The organism is Pseudoalteromonas sp. N1230-9, assembly GCF_032716425.1.
Classification (GTDB): Bacteria; Pseudomonadota; Gammaproteobacteria; order Enterobacterales; family Alteromonadaceae; genus Pseudoalteromonas.
This window is the reverse complement of record NZ_CP090419.1, coordinates 2,780,905-2,799,302: the sequence shown is the minus strand read 5'-3', so window position 1 is coordinate 2,799,302 and position 18,398 is coordinate 2,780,905. Positions and strand designations below refer to the sequence as shown.

14 protein-coding genes and 5 tRNA genes are annotated in these 18,398 nt (G+C 42.7%); 18 read left to right on the top strand and 1 reads right to left on the bottom strand.

Annotated elements, in window-relative coordinates:
• Nucleotides 1-27 precede the first annotated feature (27 nt).
• From xerD to LY624_RS12980, 11 genes are all read left to right on the top strand, one after another.
• Nucleotides 28-915 carry a site-specific tyrosine recombinase XerD gene (xerD, locus tag LY624_RS13030; protein ID WP_405128730.1) on the top strand — a complete coding sequence of 296 codons (888 nt, stop codon included), beginning with the start codon at nt 28-30 and terminating at the stop codon, nt 913-915.
• Nucleotides 916-974: 59 nt separating this feature from the next.
• Nucleotides 975-1,709, top strand: a complete 735-nt coding sequence (gene dsbC / locus LY624_RS13025) for a bifunctional protein-disulfide isomerase/oxidoreductase DsbC (protein WP_341803160.1) — start codon at nt 975-977, stop codon at nt 1,707-1,709.
• 70 nt (nt 1,710-1,779) lie between these two features.
• Nucleotides 1,780-3,501 (top strand): single-stranded-DNA-specific exonuclease RecJ, encoded by a 1,722-nt coding sequence (recJ, locus tag LY624_RS13020; RefSeq protein WP_341803159.1) that lies wholly within the window; start codon nt 1,780-1,782, stop codon nt 3,499-3,501.
• A 143-nt stretch (nt 3,502-3,644) separates the two neighbouring features.
• Nucleotides 3,645-4,743, top strand: a protein-coding gene (gene prfB, locus LY624_RS13015; RefSeq protein ID WP_130149625.1) for a peptide chain release factor 2 whose coding sequence is annotated in 2 segments (ribosomal slippage) — nt 3,645-3,719 and nt 3,721-4,743 — 1,098 coding nt in all. Because the reading frame shifts where the segments join, the coding sequence is not laid out codon by codon here.
• Between the two features lie 26 nt (nt 4,744-4,769).
• On the top strand, nt 4,770-6,305 hold the full coding sequence (gene lysS, locus LY624_RS13010) for a lysine--tRNA ligase (RefSeq protein ID WP_130149626.1): 1,536 nt from the start codon (nt 4,770-4,772) through the stop codon (nt 6,303-6,305).
• Nucleotides 6,306-6,555: 250 nt separating this feature from the next.
• Nucleotides 6,556-6,753, top strand: a complete 198-nt coding sequence (locus LY624_RS13005) for a hypothetical protein (protein WP_130149627.1) — start codon at nt 6,556-6,558, stop codon at nt 6,751-6,753.
• 113 nt (nt 6,754-6,866) lie between these two features.
• A tRNA-Ser gene (locus tag LY624_RS13000) sits at nt 6,867-6,959 on the top strand.
• A 38-nt stretch (nt 6,960-6,997) separates the two neighbouring features.
• Nucleotides 6,998-7,074, top strand: a tRNA-Arg gene (locus LY624_RS12995).
• 56 nt (nt 7,075-7,130) lie between these two features.
• Nucleotides 7,131-7,207: transfer RNA gene (locus LY624_RS12990), tRNA-Arg, on the top strand.
• A gap of 62 nt (nt 7,208-7,269) precedes the next feature.
• Nucleotides 7,270-7,346: transfer RNA gene (locus LY624_RS12985), tRNA-Arg, on the top strand.
• A gap of 98 nt (nt 7,347-7,444) precedes the next feature.
• A tRNA-Arg gene (locus LY624_RS12980) sits at nt 7,445-7,521 on the top strand.
• Between the two features lie 385 nt (nt 7,522-7,906).
• On the opposite strand, the gene LY624_RS12975 is transcribed toward LY624_RS12980, so the two are convergent.
• Nucleotides 7,907-9,922 carry a TonB-dependent receptor gene (locus LY624_RS12975; RefSeq protein ID WP_341803158.1) on the bottom strand — a complete coding sequence of 672 codons (2,016 nt, stop codon included), beginning with the start codon at nt 9,920-9,922 and terminating at the stop codon, nt 7,907-7,909.
• A 265-nt stretch (nt 9,923-10,187) separates the two neighbouring features.
• On the opposite strand from LY624_RS12975, the gene LY624_RS12970 reads away from it, so the two are divergent.
• The 7 genes from LY624_RS12970 to LY624_RS12940 all read left to right on the top strand — a co-directional run bounded on the left by LY624_RS12970 (nt 10,188) and on the right by LY624_RS12940 (nt 18,095).
• Nucleotides 10,188-11,564: an SH3 domain-containing protein gene (locus LY624_RS12970; RefSeq protein WP_341803157.1), complete on the top strand. Its 1,377-nt coding sequence runs from the start codon at nt 10,188-10,190 to the stop codon at nt 11,562-11,564.
• An 8-nt stretch (nt 11,565-11,572) separates the two neighbouring features.
• The gene (locus tag LY624_RS12965) at nt 11,573-12,685 is read left to right on the top strand and encodes a mandelate racemase/muconate lactonizing enzyme family protein (RefSeq protein ID WP_341803156.1); all 1,113 of its coding nucleotides are present in this window, start codon (nt 11,573-11,575) and stop codon (nt 12,683-12,685) included.
• Complete coding sequence (locus tag LY624_RS12960; protein WP_341803155.1) at nt 12,682-13,431, top strand: L,D-transpeptidase family protein; 750 nt, start codon at nt 12,682-12,684, stop codon at nt 13,429-13,431. Before LY624_RS12965 ends, LY624_RS12960 begins: the two co-directional genes overlap by 4 nt.
• Nucleotides 13,432-13,511: 80 nt before the next feature.
• Entirely contained in the window at nt 13,512-15,080 is a 1,569-nt protein-coding gene (locus LY624_RS12955; protein ID WP_341803154.1) for a sodium:solute symporter, read from the top strand.
• Entirely contained in the window at nt 15,081-15,992 is a 912-nt protein-coding gene (locus LY624_RS12950) for a BadF/BadG/BcrA/BcrD ATPase family protein (RefSeq protein WP_341803153.1), read from the top strand.
• Nucleotides 15,982-16,917 carry an N-acetylmuramic acid 6-phosphate etherase gene (gene murQ, locus LY624_RS12945; RefSeq protein ID WP_237118055.1) on the top strand — a complete coding sequence of 312 codons (936 nt, stop codon included), beginning with the start codon at nt 15,982-15,984 and terminating at the stop codon, nt 16,915-16,917. The genes LY624_RS12950 and murQ overlap by 11 nt, the downstream gene beginning before the upstream one ends.
• The gene (locus LY624_RS12940) at nt 16,917-18,095 is read left to right on the top strand and encodes an exo-beta-N-acetylmuramidase NamZ family protein (RefSeq protein WP_341803152.1); all 1,179 of its coding nucleotides are present in this window, start codon (nt 16,917-16,919) and stop codon (nt 18,093-18,095) included. Before murQ ends, LY624_RS12940 begins: the two co-directional genes overlap by 1 nt.
• The last annotated feature ends 303 nt before the right edge of the window (nt 18,096-18,398 follow it).

Below are 18,398 nucleotides of genomic sequence, written 5' to 3'. Positions count from 1 at the left end.
AATAATTCACAAGCCCAAAAAGGTGTAATAACAGCAAATAACGCCGAACATTTAGAGTTATTTTTAGATACGCTGTATCTTGAGCAGGGAGTCAGCGAAAATACACTCGCGGCTTATCGCAGCGACCTTGAAAAGTTTTGTCAATTTTTAAAAGATAAAGATCTTCTAGCTGTGAGTAATGAAGATATTGAAGCGTATTTAGCATATCGCGTTGATTTAGGGCTAAAATCACGCAGTACCGCGCGTAGTATTAGCGCACTTAAACGTTTTTATCAGTATTTTGTTCGCGAAAAAGCGATAGCTGATTCGCCGATGGTCAATATTGCTCAGCCAAAAGCAGGGCAGTCATTACCTAAAACGCTGTCTGAAGCCGAGGTTGAAGCACTCCTTGGTGCTCCTGATATCGAAGATCCAATGGGGCTTCGCGATAAAGCTATGCTTGAGCTTTTATATGCTACAGGACTTCGTGTTACAGAGCTAGTGGGGCTTCGAATGGAGCAGATTAACTTGCGTCAAGCTGTGGTGTTTGTAAAAGGTAAAGGTAATAAAGAACGTTTAGTTCCCCTAGGTGAAGAAGCCATGTATTGGCTTGAACAGTTTTTAAAAGTGGGCCGTTCACATATGATTAAGCATGCCACTGATTTTGTGTTTCCATCTAAACGTGGAATCGGCATGACACGACAAACCTTTTGGCATCGTATTAAACACTATGCTATTTTGGCATCAGTTGAATCGCCATTATCACCACATACGCTGCGTCATGCGTTTGCAACGCATTTGCTTAATCATGGAGCTGATTTGAGGGTGGTACAAATGATGTTAGGTCATAGTGACTTATCAACAACCCAAATTTATACCCATGTAGCCAATGAGAGATTGAAGTCGGTACACGAGCAACATCACCCACGTGCGTAGTGCAAGATTTTTAAAGATGTACCGGTCTATACTAGAAATGATCAGGATATAGGATAGTTATGAAAAAGTTAGTTTTAGCCACGGCATTGCTTGGCACAAGTCTTAATGTGATTGCCAATGGTGTATCGACCACCGACGTTGCAGATGCGCCTATCATCGCTAAATTTGCCGAATTAGGTGTAACCGTAAAGCAAGTAAATCCAAGCCCTGTCGCTGGTCTTAAAGAACTGATTACAGATAAAGGGGTACTTTACGCAAGCCCTGATGGTCAATTTTTAATGCAAGGTACATTAATCGATCTAGAAAATCGCGTAAACCTAACAGAACATGCATTAAGCGATGTACGTAAAGCCGGTATTGCTGAATATGAAGATTCAATGATTGTTTACAAAGCAAAGAATGAGAAACACTCAATTACCGTATTTACTGATATCACCTGTGGTTACTGTCGTAAATTACACCGTGAATTAGATGACTTTTTAGATGCAGGTATCACAGTTAAATACCTTGCTTTCCCACGTGGTGGTTTACGTGGAAAAGGTTACCAAGATTTAATGAATGTATGGTGTGCAAAAGACCCTGCTGAAGCGCTTACAGAAGCCAAAGCGGGTGCAGATGTTGCCGCTGTTGAAGGGTGCAGTGCGCCAATAGCAGAGCATTACCAATTAGGTCAAAGCTTTGGTATGTCAGGTACGCCGGCTATTATTTTAGAAGATGGTACGATGATCCCCGGTTATCAATCAGCTGCGCAAATCAGCCAAGCACTTGATGCATTGCCAAAAACATCTTCATAATCTTTTTATAAAAAGGCCTATTTAGGTAGGCCTTTAATCCGCTTTAAGCTAAGAAAGTAATACGTCCAACATGGAAAAAATAATCCAAGTTCGCCCTCGTGTTGATGACTCATATCTTCCACATCACTTACATCCTGTTATCAAGCAAATTTATGCCTCTCGTCAGGTTCAAGATGCCAAAGAATTAGATAATAGTGCAGCAACATTACATGACTTTAAGCTGTTTAAAGACATAGACAAAGCTGTGTTGTTATTACAAGACGCGCTGGCATCACAAAGCCGTGTGCTAATAGTGGGTGACTTTGATGCCGACGGTGCAACGAGCACCGCAACCTTGATGCAAGGTTTGGCTATGTTTGGTTTACAGAACCTTGACTATTTAGTGCCGGACAGGTTTAGCCTTGGTTATGGTTTGAGCCCTGCACTTGCTGAGCAAATCGTGACAATGCAGCCTGAGCTGGTGATTACCGTCGATAATGGTATCTCCTGTATTGATGGCATTGCGATTGTAAAGCAAGCAGGTATTAAAGTGCTGGTCACTGATCATCACTTGCAAGGTGAGGCATTACCAAATGCCGATGCGATAGTGAACCCTAATCGCCATGACTGCTCTTTCCCATCAAAATCCATTGCTGGGGTTGGCGTGGCGTTCTATTTATTAATTGCACTGCGCAGCCATTTACGTGAACAAGGGTATTTTCAGCATAATCCAATGCCTAATTTGGCCGAATTACTTGATATTGTTGCTCTTGGCACTGTAGCTGATGTAGTTGCGCTTGATGCCAATAACCGCACCTTAGTGCATCAAGGTTTAGCACGTATTCGTAGTGGTAAAACACGACCTGGTATTAGTGCCCTTATCGAAGTGGCAAATCGCAATGCAGCCCGTTTAAGTGCCAGCGACTTTGGCTTTTCATTGGCGCCACGTTTAAATGCAGCAGGGCGTTTAGATGATATGAGTTTAGGTATAGCCTGCTTGTTATCTAATGATATAAACCAAGCACGCCGAATTGCTGGTGAGCTCGACAGCCTCAATCATGAGCGCCGTGAAATAGAGCAAGGCATGCAAACGGAGGCACAAGCTGTGCTTGACCGTTTAGCATTTAAAACTGAGTCAGTACCTGATGCCATTTGTTTATACCAAGCCGATTGGCACCAAGGTGTGATAGGCATATTGGCTGGGCGCTTAAAAGAGAAGTATCACCGTCCTACGGTTATTTTTGCCGCTGGCGATAACGGCGAAATAAAAGGCTCTTGCCGCTCTATTGAAGGGCTGCATATGCGTGACTTATTAGAGCGAGTAAATACACTCTATCCGCATTTGATAAGTAAATTTGGTGGTCATGCTATGGCGGCCGGACTGAGTATCAATGAGCAGTGTTTTACTGAATTTAAAACCGTGTTTGAGCAAATGGTGACAGACACACTGACTGATGAGCATAAACAAAGCATTTTGCTAACCGACGGTGAACTGCCCAATGACTGCTTTTCGATGGAGTTCGCCAATCAGCTAAAAAATGCAGGACCTTGGGGGCAGCAATTTCCAGAACCTGTGTTTGAACATGTTTTCGAAGTAATACAGCAGCGTATTGTCGGTGAAAAGCACTTAAAACTGGTTTTAAAGCATCAATCAGGGCGCTTAGTTGACGGTATTGCATTTGGTGTTGACGTACGAGCATGGCCAGACACTGAAGTGAGATACGTCAAAGCTGCTTATCAGCTCGATATAAATGAATTCCGTGGCAAATTTTCGTTACAACTGATTATTCGAGAGCTACAAAAAGTGACATAAAAATATCGTCTTTATCGGCATAAAAGGCTAATAAAACGCTCGGTTTTTTGTTAAAATCGGGCGTTTTTAATATTTGTAGATAATTTACCGTAATTATTGTCGTAAGCTGTGCGCGGTAAATCAGCCATTTTGGAGTAATGTACATGTTTGAAGTGAATCCTGTGATTAACCAAATCAAGGAAATTCGCGAACGTACTGAACTGCTTCGGGGGTACCTTTGACTACCCTCTTAAGAAAGAGCGGTTAGAAGAAGTTAACGCAGAACTTGAAGATTCAGCAGTATGGAATGAGCCAGAGCGTGCGCAAGCGTTAGGCCGTGAGAAGTCATCACTAGAAGCTATCGTTGAGACCATTGATAATCTCGTTACGGGCACAGACGATGTTGAAGGTTTAGTTGAACTTGCAGTGGAAGCTGAAGACGAAGAAACTTTCCAAGAAGCTGAAGCTGAACTTGAAGATTTAAATGCACAACTTGAAAAGCTTGAGTTTCGTCGTATGTTCTCTGGCGAGCAAGATCAAAACGATGCTTACCTTGATTTACAATCAGGCTCAGGCGGTACTGAAGCACAAGACTGGTGTAACATGTTACTGCGTATGTATTTACGTTGGGGTGAGGCAAAAGGCTTTAAAGTTGAACTTGTTGAAGCAACTGATGGTGATGTGGCTGGTATCAAGGGCGCAACAGTGCGCTTCGTTGGCGAATATGCATACGGTTGGTTACGTACAGAAACAGGTGTTCACCGTTTAGTGCGTAAGAGCCCGTTCGACTCAAGTGGTCGTCGTCATACCTCGTTTGCATCGGCATTCGTTTACCCAGAAATCGACGATAATATCGAAATTGATATTAATCCGGCTGACCTACGTATTGACGTTTATCGTGCATCTGGTGCCGGTGGTCAGCACGTAAATACCACTGAATCTGCGGTGCGTATTACTCACGTGCCAACCAATACGGTTGTTCAGTGCCAAAATGAGCGTTCACAGCACAAGAATAAAGACCAAGCAATGAAACAGCTAAAAGCGAAATTGTTTGAACTTGAGCTACAAAAGCAAAATGCAGAGAAACAAAGCCAAGAAGATGCAAAGTCAGACATTGGCTGGGGTAGTCAAATTCGTTCATACGTGCTTGATGACTCGCGCATTAAAGACTTACGTACAGGCGTTGAAAATCGTAATACTCAAGCGGTTCTTGACGGCGACTTAGATAAATTTATTGAAGCCAGCCTTAAATCTGGCCTATAACCACCAAGCTAAAAAAGAGCTAAAAAATGACTGATCAAATCCAAGACGAAAATAAGTTAATCGCTGAGCGTCGTGGCAAATTAGACGCAATCCGCGAAAATTGCCCAGCCAACGGTCATCCAAACCAATTCCGTCGTGAACATTACACGGCTGATTTGCAAGCTGAGTTTGGTGATAAATCGAAAGAAGAATTAGTTGCTGAGCAGCACGTTGTATCAGTAGCGGGTCGTATTCTTGCGAAACGTGGTCCTTTCCTTGCGTTACAAGACATGAAAGGTCAAATTCAAGCGTACGCGTCAAAAGACGTACAAAAAGAGTTAAAAGCAAAATACGGTCAACTTGATATCGGTGACATCATCGGTGTTAAAGGCGCACTTAATAAGTCAGGTAAAGGCGATCTATACGTAGAAATGACAGAGTACGAGTTACTTACTAAGTCATTACGTCCATTACCAGAGAAATTCCATGGTTTATCTGACCAAGAAACTAAATACCGTCAACGTTATGTTGACTTAATCACTAACGATGCGACGCGTGAAACATTCCGTATTCGCTCAAAAGTTGTTGAAGGTATCCGTCGTTTCTTAGCTGAGCGTGACTTCATGGAAGTTGAAACACCGATGCTACAAGTGATCCCAGGTGGTGCGTCTGCACGTCCATTCGTAACACATCACAATGCACTTGATATCGACATGTACTTACGTATTGCACCAGAGCTTTACTTAAAACGTTTAGTTGTGGGTGGCTTTGAACGTGTATTCGAAATTAACCGTAACTTCCGTAACGAAGGTTTATCAACGCGTCATAACCCAGAATTCACAATGATCGAATTCTACCAAGCATACGCTGATTACATTGATCTGATGAACATCACAGAAGACATGCTACGCACTGTTGCGACAGACGTACTTGGCTCACCTATTGTTGTAAACACAACGAAAGATGAAAACGGTGAAGTGGTAGACTCAGTAGAGTATGATTTTGGGAAGCCTTTTGCACGCCTAACAATGAGCGAAGCTATTCTTAAGTACAATCCCGACTTTGATGCGGCTGTATTTAATGACCCTGAAAACCATTTTGAAGAACTTAAAGCGTACGCGAAGCAAGTACACGTTAAAGTGCCAGAAAACTGCGTATGGGGCCCAGGTAAGTTCTTATGTGAAATTTTCGAAGAGACAGCTGAGCACAAGTTAATTCAACCAACTTTCATCACAGCTTACCCGTGGGAAGTGTCACCACTTGCACGTCGTAACGATGAAAACCCATTTGTAACTGACCGTTTCGAATTCTTCGTTGGCGGCCGTGAATTAGCCAATGGTTTCTCTGAGCTTAACGATGCACAAGACCAAGCTGAGCGTTTCTCGCGTCAAGTTGAAGAGAAAGACGCCGGTGATGATGAAGCAATGCACTACGACGAAGATTACATTCGTGCGTTAGAGTACGGCTTACCGCCAACAGCGGGTGAGGGCATTGGTATCGATCGTCTAGTGATGTTATTTACTGACTCACCAACAATTAAAGACGTGATCCTATTCCCACACATGCGTCCTCAAGCTGATTAATCAGCTAATGTCTTTAAAACGCCGCTTTTAAGCGGCGTTTTGTTATCAGAAAATTCTGAAATTTTCCACTTATCCCCTTACATTCTTTTTTTAATTAGCTGATCTAAAAAGAGTTACTGAATTGCTATTTTTTCATAGTAACTTAGTTTTAACTTTTTATTCTAAAGTGTAATTGTAATAGTGTTATTTTTAACCTGGTTATGAGAAAATTGCGCGATTATCATCCAATGCGTAAATGGACTTTATAATAATGAAAAAGAAGCCTTCGCAGTTGCCTACTGAAGCGAATAAAAGCGATCACCAGCGTGATGCGTTTTATCGTGCGTGTATTGCTGAATTTCAACAATTGGGTTATCAAGATCAATATCTCGCAGAAATGACTGATGAGCTAATTCCTTTAACAGGCTTGGATATATTGACTAATAAGGAAAAACCAGCGAAAGACTGAGCAAAAAATTGTCTGTTTTTTGTTGTTATGACCATTCTGTGACCATCTACACTATTTTCCTTGAAAAGTGTTTGACATATTGCCTGAAATCTTTATTATACGCCCCACAAGATGGAGAGGTGGCCGAGTGGCCGAAGGCGCTCCCCTGCTAAGGGAGTATAGGGTTTGTAGCTCTATCGAGGGTTCGAATCCCTCCTTCTCCACCATTTTTCCTAAAATGGCATGTCTTGAAAGTAATATGTGTGGACGCGTAGCTCAGCTGGATAGAGTACCTGGCTACGAACCAGGCGGTCGGAGGTTCGAATCCTCCCGCGTCCGCCACTTTTTACTTTAACTCTTGCTAAGAGAATAAATTAGCAATGTTCAAATGTGCGTGTGGACGCGTAGCTCAGCTGGATAGAGTACCTGGCTACGAACCAGGCGGTCGGAGGTTCGAATCCTCCCGCGTCCGCCATATTTGAAACTCACATCGAGTATAAAGATGAAATCATTGCAAGATTATAAAATGCAACTTGCGGACGCGTAGCTCAGCTGGATAGAGTACCTGGCTACGAACCAGGCGGTCGGAGGTTCGAATCCTCCCGCGTCCGCCACTTTCTCTTAGAAAGTGACATAAGCCGACAAGCAGTCGGTTTTTTTGTGTCTTTAAGGCACAGTCAATGCAAGACTTAAACATGCATCACTACACTGCGGACGCGTAGCTCAGCTGGATAGAGTACCTGGCTACGAACCAGGCGGTCGGAGGTTCGAATCCTCCCGCGTCCGCCACTTTTCTCTCAAGTAGAGTTAAAGTGAATAAACCGACGAAAGTCGGTTTTTTTGTGCCCGCAATTCGCGAACCACACACTTTCCACACCACAAATTAAATTCCCAACTCAAAATACAAAAAATGTACCCCCGTAGGCGTGAAACTTGTTTCGCGCGCATTAAAATAGTTTCGCCATAAATAACGACTTACAGGGTAGGAGCGACTTCAGTGGCGAACATCATGCTTTCACACCTCGAATTCCCCCCCAACTCGAAATATAAAAATGCACCCCGTAGGCGTGAAACTTGTTTCACGCGTATTAAAATAGTTTCGCCATAAATGACAACCTCACACGGTAGGGCTCTATACGTAGTTATAAAATGTATAGAGCCTGTATTAAGATTATTAAAACAATAAACTTAGATTAAGTCTCACTGTACGAGGTTCAATAGGGTGAAAGTGGTTATCCTCTATGCCTTCTGCGGGCTCTCCCGCTAAGCGTGAAGCATAGTAATAATCGATATCATGGTCGTTACTATCGAAAAGATTGAGTAGCTCTAAGCCTACTTTCCAATGAGTTTGTTGGTAGCTAACAAGACCATTTACGACTGTAAGCGGCTCTGAGCGCTTGTCGCCATCATCACTTAACATACGTTTACCAATATGACGTAAGCGTAATGAGGTTTGCCATTTTTCAGTTATTTGCCAGTTTATACCGGCGCTTGCAACGATAGGAACCGCTCCTTCAATACGGTCATTGTTACTATCAATATCTAAACGAGAGTGAGTGAATGATGCTTCAGCATCTAGGCTTAGTGTATCGGCTAGCCAATAGTATGCACTAAGCTCTAAGCCGTAACGTTTTGACGCATCACTGGCTTCTGTATTACCAGCATCGCCAACAAACAGTAATTCGGAATCAAGCTCTAGCCACCAAAGCGCGGCAGAAAAGTTGAATTGCTTTTCATCAAAGTAGCGCATACCCACTTCTGCACCATTACTTTTAACAAGCAAGTCCACAGTGTCAGCAGCTTCAAGCGTGACGGGGTCTAGGCTAATTGTCGCGCCACGAGCATCATTTGAGTGGAAGGATTGCCCCCAGTTTGCATAACCTGCCAAGTTATCGCTGAATAAGTAGGTTAGACTCGCTTTAAAACCAAGCAAGTCGTCATCAGCTTCTCCTGAGTTAGCCGTATTGTTGCTATCTACACTGGTATCTAAATAGTCATAACGAACACCGATAGTCGCCTCAAGTTGCTCGCTTAATGTTAATTGAGTTTGCCAAAATGCGGCATAACTTGTTTCATCTACACTGTCTTCACGAACAGTAGATAAAAACTTACGGGCCTTCGTATTATAAAGCCCCACATTATCGATATTGTCATTACGAAGCTCTATACCAACACTATGGCTTACAGGTATAGCGTATAGTTTATCGGAAAATTGATAGCTCAGAGCTCCGCCTGAAATTGTGCGCTTATCTTGTTGGTTGAATTGGTCACCATTAATAGGGTCATTTAGCAAATAAGAGAAGTTAGAAAATAAATTTAGCTCATAATCAATAATATAAGCGTTAGCTGTAAAGTGTTCGTTTTGCCAGTTCGTCGATAAACTATAACGACTCGATTCACCGCCTAGCGTGGTGTCCAGCGACCCTAGTTCAGAGATAATACCTTGATCAATGGCTCTTTGAGGGATTTGATCTGCAGAGTTCCAGCTGTTGTCGTAAGCCATAGCTGTAATTGATAAGTTGCCACTTTTTGATTCGTTCACATAGCGAAGTAGGGCGTTCTTTTTATTTACGTCTTCATCAATGTCTTGCCAAGGGCCATCATAACCTTGCCACTCTGTTGCAGCTATTAATTTTCCGTTACCAACTTTTATATGGCCTAAGGCTACTGCTCTTAAGTAGCTATCTTCACCAACAGTAAAGTCGAGTTGCTGGTGTTTTGGATTATCTGTAAGGTGAAAATAGGCACTGCCTGCTGTAGAAAAGTCACCCTGTCGAGCATCATAACTTCCTTTTTGGTAGCTAACGGTGGCAATGGTTTCAGGAATGATGAAGTTTAAATCCGTATAACCTTGACCATGGCCATGGCTACGCATATTAATCGGCATACCATCAATATTGGTCGCAAAATCAGTCCCGTGATCTAGGTTAAAGCCACGAATAAAATATTGGTTTGCTTTACCTGAGCCACTATGTTGCGTTACCGCCATACCTGGAATGAGTTCAAGCATTTCAGTACTTCTTAGCATGGGGCGGTTTTCAATTTCACCTTGACCAATAACACCGCTTGAGGCACTAATTGATTCACCTATTAATCCTGTGCGATGCCCATACACAGTGATTTTTTCAATATTTGCTAACGCGTCTCCTGAGCAGCTAATACAGCCCAGCAATAGGTATAACTTGTTCATTTTTATAAATTCCTTTTCAAGGGAGGTTTACACTATAAACGTAGTTGCTAACACTTTGGATGCAAATAAGTTAATAAGTATGAAAATTAAGTTACCTTGCTTCATAATAAATTTGTGGTAAATTTAATAAAATATTCCAAAAAAAATAATAATTGTGAATTTTGTTTTGTGTATGCGAAGGAGCTTATCGACACTGCAAGTAAGGGGCTGCACGCATTTGCTAAATTATTAGATTCACGCATTTACAAAGAATTAAGGAACAGCTATGCATCGTTCAATTATTGCTTTATCAATTACTTTAGGTGTTGCTTTTAGTGCACCTATGCATGCTGAGGGTTGGCAATCAGATGTTATCGGGGTTACGCAGTCACAGCTTTCACCAAGTTACTGGTTAGCGAAAGGTGGATCAGCAAAAATGATCATGACAGAGGCGCAAATTGCAGCCTTCAACGAGAAATTAATTAAAGATAATAAATACATTGTTGATCCACTGTCATTTCAAAAATCGCTCACTAAAGACGAGCTAACAAGCGCCATTCATTCGGCAAGCTCAATTCCAAAAAGCCCGCGCTTTTTTACCGATGGCCGACAACTCACCGCGAAAGATTTTGCAAAATATCAGGCTAACTTAAACCTTAATAAGGTCGCAGATAGCAATGAGGTACGCTTTGCTGTGGTCGTTAAGCGCACTGCATTACGTACTTTTCCAACCTGGGATAGAGTTTTAAATAGCGGCCTTGATCAAGACTTAGATCGCTTTCAAGAAAGCGGTATGTTCCCGGGCGAAGCGGTTGCTGTATTGCATCAAAGCGCAGATAAAAAATGGCTGTTAGTACGTGCTTACAACTACTTAGCGTGGACGCCTGCCGAAGATCTTGCCTTTGCAGATGCGGATAAAATAAAAGCTTATCGCGAACAAGATAACTTCTTGGTGGTAACTGGTGCAAAAGTAAATACCGCTTATGTGCCAAGCGATGAAAGCCTTTCAGAAGTACAGCTCGATATGGGAGTACGCTTACCTTTAGTTGATAATGAGCAAGTACCGTATTTGCTCAACGGCCAAAACAGCTATGCTAGCCATGTTGTACAGTTACCTACCCGCGATGAGCAAGGCAAACTGGTTATTAAAGCTGCGATGATCAGCAAAACTGCCGATGTAAATTTAGGCTACCTAGACTACAACGAGCAGAATCTGATTAAACAAGGCTTTAAGTTTTTAGGCGAGCGTTATGGTTGGGGTCATGATTACAATGGCCGCGACTGCACAGGGTTTGTTGGTGAAATTTATAAGAGTTTTGGCCTCCTAATGCCGCGTAATTCAGGGCAGCAAGGCAGTAGTGAATACGGGAAAAATAGTCGTTTTGATAAAAATACTGCGGCAGATGATAAGTTGTCAACGGTTAAAAACATGGCGATTGGCGATCTAATTTATATTCCGGGTCATGTAATGATGTACTTAGGGGAGCATCATGGTGAGCCTTATGTTATTCATGACGTTAAAGGCTTAGGTTATAACAAAGGCGATGGCAGTTTTTATAGTAGTGCCTTGAATGGGGTGTCGGTCACGCCATTATTGCCACTTAGATTATCTCAAGAAACCAGCTACTTAGATCGTGTTTATAACATTAAGCGTATTCGCTAGAGGCCATTATGAAAATTAAAGCTGTTCGCTTTGCAAAGCTCAAAGTGCCATTAGTTACTCCATTTAAAACAGCACTGAGAGAAGTAAGTTTTATTGAGGACTTAGTGGTTTTAATCGACACCGAATGTGGCCAAGTTGGCTATGGCTCTGCGGCCTCAACACCGGTTATTACAGGCGATAGCCATCAAGGAATGATAGCGGTCATTCAGCAGTTTATTGCCCCTAAACTAGTCGGGCAAGAAATCGAAAATATTAACCAGCTAACCCACATTATTCAATCAACCGTGGTTGGTAACAGTAGTGCAAAAGCGGCCTTAGAGTTGGCGGTTTACGACTTGTGGGGCAAGCTCTATCAAGCGCCTTTATATAAGTTACTTGGCGGTGGTAAGTCAGCGCTGAAAACCGATATCACCATTAGTGTCGATAACATAGATAAAATGCTCAGTGACTGTCAGCGAGCGGTTGAGCAAGGCTTTGATGTATTAAAAATAAAAATCGGCAATAACCTTAATCAAGATATTGAACGCGTAAAAGCAATTCATGCAGGCTTTGCCGCTAAGGCGCAGTTACGTTTAGATGTAAACCAAGGCTGGGATGCCAAACAAACTGTGTTTGCACTGCAGCAACTAGAGCAAGCAGGCGTGGTATTAGAGTTGGTTGAGCAGCCAGTAAAAAGCAGTGATATTCAAGGTCTCAAATATATTACTGAGCGAGTGAATACCCCGATTATGGCCGATGAAAGCGCCTTTTCACCGAAGCAAGTGATCCAACTTTTAGAACTTGGTGCAGTTGATATTATCAATATTAAATTAATGAAAACGGGCGGTTTAAGCCGAGCAATTGAGATTGCTAATATCACAGCCCAATATCAAGCAGAGTGTATGATAGGTTGTATGCTAGAGGGCAGTATTGCCGTAGCTGGTGCTGCACATTTAGCCTCTGCCAAAGCACAGCAAATCAGTAAAATCGATTTAGATGGCCCAGCCCTTGGTCAATATGACCCTGTGCAAGGGGGCGTTGAATTTAGCGGCCCACAAATACGCTTATCGGATGCCCCAGGTCTTGGCATTGAATCAATAACGGGGCTTGAACTAATTACAAACGGAGTATGGCCAGCATGAAAAAACTAGTCAGTCTTATTGCAGTTATGAGTTTATCGGCTTGTGCCAGCAAAGAATCACCAAAACCTGTTATTGATAACAGCCATCAACAGCTCGTCGTGGTGGTGGCCAATGACAGTGATGCCATTGATGCCACCCTGTATCGCTTTGAAAAAACTGCTGGTAGCTGGCAACAACAAGGCCAGCAACACGCGGTGGTACTAGGTCGTACTGGCCTTGCGTGGGGAGTGGGGCTGCATCCTGCACAGCCTGGTCAACGAAAACAAGAAGGTGATGGTAAAGCGCCAGCAGGTATTTTTGAGCTTGGTACTGCTTTTGGTTATTTAGATTCATTGCAAACAAACCTCAGTTATCAAGCAATGACCGCCAATGATTATTGTATTGATGTGAAAGGCTCACCGTTTTACAACCAATTGGTTGATAAAGCACAAGTAGGTGAAGATGCCGTAAAAGACTCTTCAGAATGGATGCGTCGTGATATTTACAGCCAAGATAACCTTTACAAAAAAGGCATTGTTGTTAAGCATAATCCAAGCAATATCAATGGTGCGGGCAGTTGTATCTTTATGCATTTATGGCGCGCGCCAAGTAAACCTACAGCAGGTTGCACAGCAATGACAGAAAGCAATATGGATGCGTTACTTGCTTGGTTAGATGAACGTAAAAAGCCGCTATTAGTCAGCTTGACTAAAGCGCAATACCAACAGAAGCAAAGTCAGTGGCAATTACCTAGCTTAGTTGAATAAAAATAATAAAATAAAACTATTTTAATTTTGTCATAATGGTGGAATAATATATTCCATTAGGGTTTGGGTTAGGATAATAAATGAGTGCAAATTACGCTTTTCTCGATTGGCTAGTATTCGCAAGTTATGGTGCAATTTTATTGCTAAGTGGCTGGTGGTTTAATCGCAAACGCGCTAACTCAAGCCAAGATTTTTTTCTAGGCGGAAATAGCATGCCAACGTGGATGGTGGCTATTTCTGTTTTAGCGACTTCGCAATCAGCGGCAACGTTTATTGGCGGGCCAGATCAAGGCTATCAAGGTGACTTTTCTTACCTTGCGACTAATATCGGTGCGTTTATTGCGGCATTTGTGGTGTCGGCGTTTTTAATTCCAAAGTTCTACCAGCAAAAAGTGTTCACTGTGTATGAACTGCTTGAAAAACGTATCGGGCCAAAGGCCAAGCGCCGTAGCGGCATGATGTATTTATTTGGCCGTGTGTTTGCCAGTGGTGCTCGTTTATACATGGCCGCTATTGCTGTGGCGATGATTCTATATGGCAATATCGATGCCGATAGTGTGGTTATCGCGACTTTAGTGCTGGCGCTGGCGGGTCTGCTTTATACCTTTTTAGGGGGTATTCGTAGCGTTATTTATTCTGATGTACTGCAAAGTATCGTTTATGTCAGTGCGGCTATTGCGGTTATTTGGTGCTTGTTGAATGTTATTCCGGCTGATTTTTCAACCATTATTGCAACGCTGAATGAGCCAAGTCCTGGTGCAGATTCAAAACTTGCGCTGTTTAAATTTGATTTAGACTTTGGCCCGTCAGGGGTATTCAACATGGCCTCTGTGTTAACGGGGTTTGTGCTATTAAACATCGCCGCATTTGGTTTAGACCAAGATATGACGCAGCGTTTATTAACCTGTAAAAGTCCAAAAGAAGGCAGTAAAGCGTTATTACTATCGGTGGTGATGGTGATCCCGGTTATGGCTATTTTTATCTTTATTGGTTTGCTGCTTTATATTGTTTATCAGCAACCTGCACTAATGAATAACGAAGCTGGGCAAACGGTCGTACAAGAATTTAATGGCGAAAAAATCACTATCTTTATGTACTACGTATTAAACGAAGTACCAGCCGGGGTTAAAGGTTTAGTCAGCGTGGGTATTATTGCTGCGGCTATTTCTACTTTGAACTCTGGGCTTAGTTCGATGTCTTCAGTCATTGTACAAGATATCTATCGCCCGTATTTAGAAAAGCATAACAAGCAAGTAAGCGATCATCACTTTGTGAGAGCAGGTCGTGTAGGGATGGCAATGGTTAGCCTTGCCTTAGCGCTGATGGCTATTCTTTGTTATTTCTGGCAGCAATACAGTGATATGCCATTATTAAAATTTGCGCTAAGTGTAATGGTGTTCTCGTACAGCGGTTTGTTAGGTGTGTATTTTACCACCTTGTTCACCAAACGAGGCAGTGAAGGCTCAGTGTTAGCAGCGCTAATAGCGGGCTTTATGGTGACCTTACTAATGCAGCCGTACATGATTGACTGGCTACTACCTGAGTCAATGCGTTTTTACTTAGGCTTTACTTGGCAGCTGTGCATTGGCACTTTGCTTGCGACATTGGTGTGTTGCTTAGGTAAAGCGACGCACGAGAAGAGTGCATAAATGGCCGTACGCTATGTTTTAGCCATTGATGGTGGCGGTACCAAAGTGTTAGCTGAGCTAAAAGAGCAGGCAAGTGGCGCTACTTTTTATGCCCAAGCAGGTTCAGCATCAATCTCGAATGATCTTGATTTAGCGTTAGAAAACATTGTTAAAGTGACCCGTGATGTTTGCCAGCAAAGTGGCGCTGAGCCTAGTGAAATTGTCACCGTTATGGGTGTTGCTGGTGGCTCATCGCAGAGCCTTGCTGAGCAATTAACAGTGATGCTCAAGCTGATTTACGAAATAGAATTTGCCAGTTTGCAAATTACCAGCGATGCCATTACGTCATTATATGGTGCTAATCTTGGTGAGCCATGTGTGGTTATTGCCCTTGGCACCGGTGCTGTCGGGGCACGATTAAACGCGCAAAAGCAAACTAAGTTGGTGAGCGGTTGGGGTTTTACCGTTGATGATTTTGGCGGTGGTGCGCGTATCGGCCTGATGGCTGTGCAGCAATTATTAAACGATATAGATATTTACGATTTACCAAAAAGCCGATTAACTATTCGTTTGAGTGAGCAGCTAGGATGCACTCGTCAAACAATTAGTAGTTGGCTTAAACAAGCAAAACCCGCGGATTATGCAGCATTTAGCCCGTTGGTGTTTAGCTTACAAAACGACTGTGAGGCGGCAAAAACGGTATTAACAGAGCACACCCAATCGGTGGTTAGGTTAATAAATAAAAGCCGAGGTAACTCGCCGTTACCGGTGATTTTAATTGGTGGTTTGGCGAAAGTCAGCCAACCGTTATTGCCACTCGCTTTACAAAACGAATTATCTCCTTGTAAGGGAGATTCATTAACTGGTGCCGCCATTTTAGCGGCAAAGCATTACCATGACATTATTGAAAAAGGACAACCCAATGAGCCCTGAGCACGTCTTTAAGCAACAACGTGAGTTACTCGAAGAGTTAAACGGTATTGTCTCTGAAGGACAAAACCCAGACACTTTGGATATCGATCTGCTCAGCTCCACTGAGATCCTCACTAAAATCAATAATGAAGATCATAAAGTAGCGGGTGCCGTGAAACGAGTGATCCCACAAATTAGTGAAGCTGTCGATCATGTCGTTGAAGCATTTCAGCAAGGTGGCAGATTAATTTACATTGGTGCTGGCACCAGTGGTCGTTTAGGTATTTTGGATGCGGTTGAATGTGCGCCTACTTATAGCGTGAGCGATCAGCAAGTGCTCGGCATTATTGCTGGTGGTGACACTGCGGTTAAAAAAGCTGTAGAAGGGGCTGAAGATAGTACAACACTTGCTATTGAAGATTTAAAAAATGCCAATTTAACCAGTAAAGATGTGGTGGTTGGTATTGCTGCCAGTGGCCGTACTCCTTATGTTTGCTCGGCAATTGAATACGCTAAATCACTTGGTTGTGTCACTGTAGGTGTCACCTGTAATCCTGATTCAGCAGTGATGCGTTTACCACAAATCGGCATTTGCCCCGTGGTGGGTGCAGAAGCTGTAACTGGCTCTACACGTATGAAATCGGGCACGGCACAGAAGCTGGTGTTGAATATGCTAAGTACAGCCAGCATGATCCGCACAGGCAAGGTGTATAAAAATCTGATGGTTGATGTGAATGCCAGTAACGAAAAGTTACACGCTCGTGCTATTCGTATTGTCATGCAAGCAACAGATTGCTCTCAGCAGCAAGCCGTGGATGCATTAAAGCAAGCTGAGCAAAGTGCAAAACTGGCTATTTTAATCGTGTTAACCGGAAAACCAGCCCCTGAAGCAAAACAGTTATTGTCAAAAGCAGGTGGCTTTTTACGTAAGGCGGTTGAAAAATAATGCGCTTTTTAGCTGTATTACTCGTTAGTTGTTTTGCGCTTTTAGGTTGCCAAGAAACGCCTGTACAAGCAGCTCAGAAGCTGCAGCCTTTGCAGGTGGGCGCAGCCAATTTTCAAGCTTATGTACCTGTATTAAAAGGAAAACGTGTTGGCTTAGTGGTTAACCAAACATCAGTGGTTGATGGTCAACACTTGGTTGATGCATTACTAGATAAAGGCGTTGTCGTTAGCAAAATATTTGCCCCAGAGCATGGCTTTCGCGGCGATCATGACGCTGGAGCTCACGTTAAAAGCACGGTAGATGCTAAAACAGGTATCGATGTTGTATCTATTTATGGCAGCAATAAAAAGCCAAGCCCTGAGATGCTCGCTGATTTAGACGTTATTATTTTTGATATTCAAGATGTCGGTGTGCGTTTTTATACCTATATAAGCTCAATGCATTACGTGATGGAAGCTGCCGCTGAAAATGGTAAACAGGTTGTGGTACTCGATAGGCCAAACCCGAATATTGCTTATGTTGATGGGCCTATCCTTGATCCACAATTTCGCTCGTTTGTTGGCATGCACGAAATTCCTGTTTTACACGGTATGACAGTGGCTGAACTTGCTCAAATGATCAAAGGTGAAGGTTGGATAAATGACGCTGATAAGCTTGAGCTGAGTGTCGTGCCTGTTGCAAATTATGACCGTACTATGGCTTATGAGCTACCAATAAAGCCTAGTCCTAACTTACCGAATGCCCAGTCAATTGCGCTTTATCCATCATTGTGCTTCTTTGAAGCAACCCCTGTAACTATTGGCCGTGGTACTGATTTTCCGTTTCAAGTTGTTGGTTACTCGCCAGTTAAACTTGGCGAATTTAGTTTTACGCCAAGGGCGATTAAAGGTGCTTCAATGCACCCTAAATTCAAAGGGGTCGAAGTATTTGGTCAAGACTTACGAGATGCTGATATTCATGGTCTAGATTTAAGTGTATTTATTTCGGCCTACCAAACGTTGCGAGATACCAATCAGACTTTTTTTGAACGTCCTGACTTTATGGATAAGCTCGCAGGCACGGATAAATTACGTTTAGCCATTGAAGCTGGCCAAACTGAGCAACAAATTAGGCAAAGCTGGCAGGAGGATTTAGCGACCTTTAAACGACAGCGACAACCTTATTTACTTTATCAGTAATAATTACAAAACGAGGCACAGGCCTCGTTTTTAGTTTTAGCTAAACCTAACAATTCAATTAAATCTTAAAATAGATACACAACAGCTATGAAACGCCTTGGCTTTAGTTATATAAAAGGCATCAGGATACTCGTCGCTTAAAGCTACTCTTGGAAGACTGTTCTTCTACTTTCTAAAATATTTTTTATATGCAGATTCTATCCGTTAAAAAATAGAGAAGCGAGGGCGTAATCAAGGTAGGTATGTTGCTCAGTTTATTGAGTATAAAAAAAGGGCCGCATATGCGACCCCCAACAGGATTTA

Excerpts from the sequence above, each read along its gene's own strand:
- LY624_RS12965 (WP_341803156.1), top strand. The coding sequence starts at position 11,573 with ATGAAAATTAAAGCTGTTCGCTTTGCAAAGCTCAAAGTGCCATTAGTT.
- LY624_RS13005 (WP_130149627.1), top strand. The coding sequence starts at position 6,556 with ATGAAAAAGAAGCCTTCGCAGTTGCCTACTGAAGCGAATAAAAGCGAT.
- LY624_RS12960 (WP_341803155.1), top strand. The coding sequence starts at position 12,682 with ATGAAAAAACTAGTCAGTCTTATTGCAGTTATGAGTTTATCGGCTTGT.
- recJ (WP_341803159.1), top strand. The coding sequence starts at position 1,780 with ATGGAAAAAATAATCCAAGTTCGCCCTCGTGTTGATGACTCATATCTT.
- LY624_RS12940 (WP_341803152.1), top strand. The coding sequence starts at position 16,917 with ATGCGCTTTTTAGCTGTATTACTCGTTAGTTGTTTTGCGCTTTTAGGT.
- LY624_RS12970 (WP_341803157.1), top strand. The coding sequence starts at position 10,188 with ATGCATCGTTCAATTATTGCTTTATCAATTACTTTAGGTGTTGCTTTT.
- LY624_RS12975 (WP_341803158.1), bottom strand. The coding sequence starts at position 9,922 with ATGAACAAGTTATACCTATTGCTGGGCTGTATTAGCTGCTCAGGAGAC.
- LY624_RS12955 (WP_341803154.1), top strand. The coding sequence starts at position 13,512 with ATGAGTGCAAATTACGCTTTTCTCGATTGGCTAGTATTCGCAAGTTAT.
- murQ (WP_237118055.1), top strand. The coding sequence starts at position 15,982 with ATGAGCCCTGAGCACGTCTTTAAGCAACAACGTGAGTTACTCGAAGAG.
- LY624_RS12950 (WP_341803153.1), top strand. The coding sequence starts at position 15,081 with ATGGCCGTACGCTATGTTTTAGCCATTGATGGTGGCGGTACCAAAGTG.
- lysS (WP_130149626.1), top strand. The coding sequence starts at position 4,770 with ATGACTGATCAAATCCAAGACGAAAATAAGTTAATCGCTGAGCGTCGT.
- dsbC (WP_341803160.1), top strand. The coding sequence starts at position 975 with ATGAAAAAGTTAGTTTTAGCCACGGCATTGCTTGGCACAAGTCTTAAT.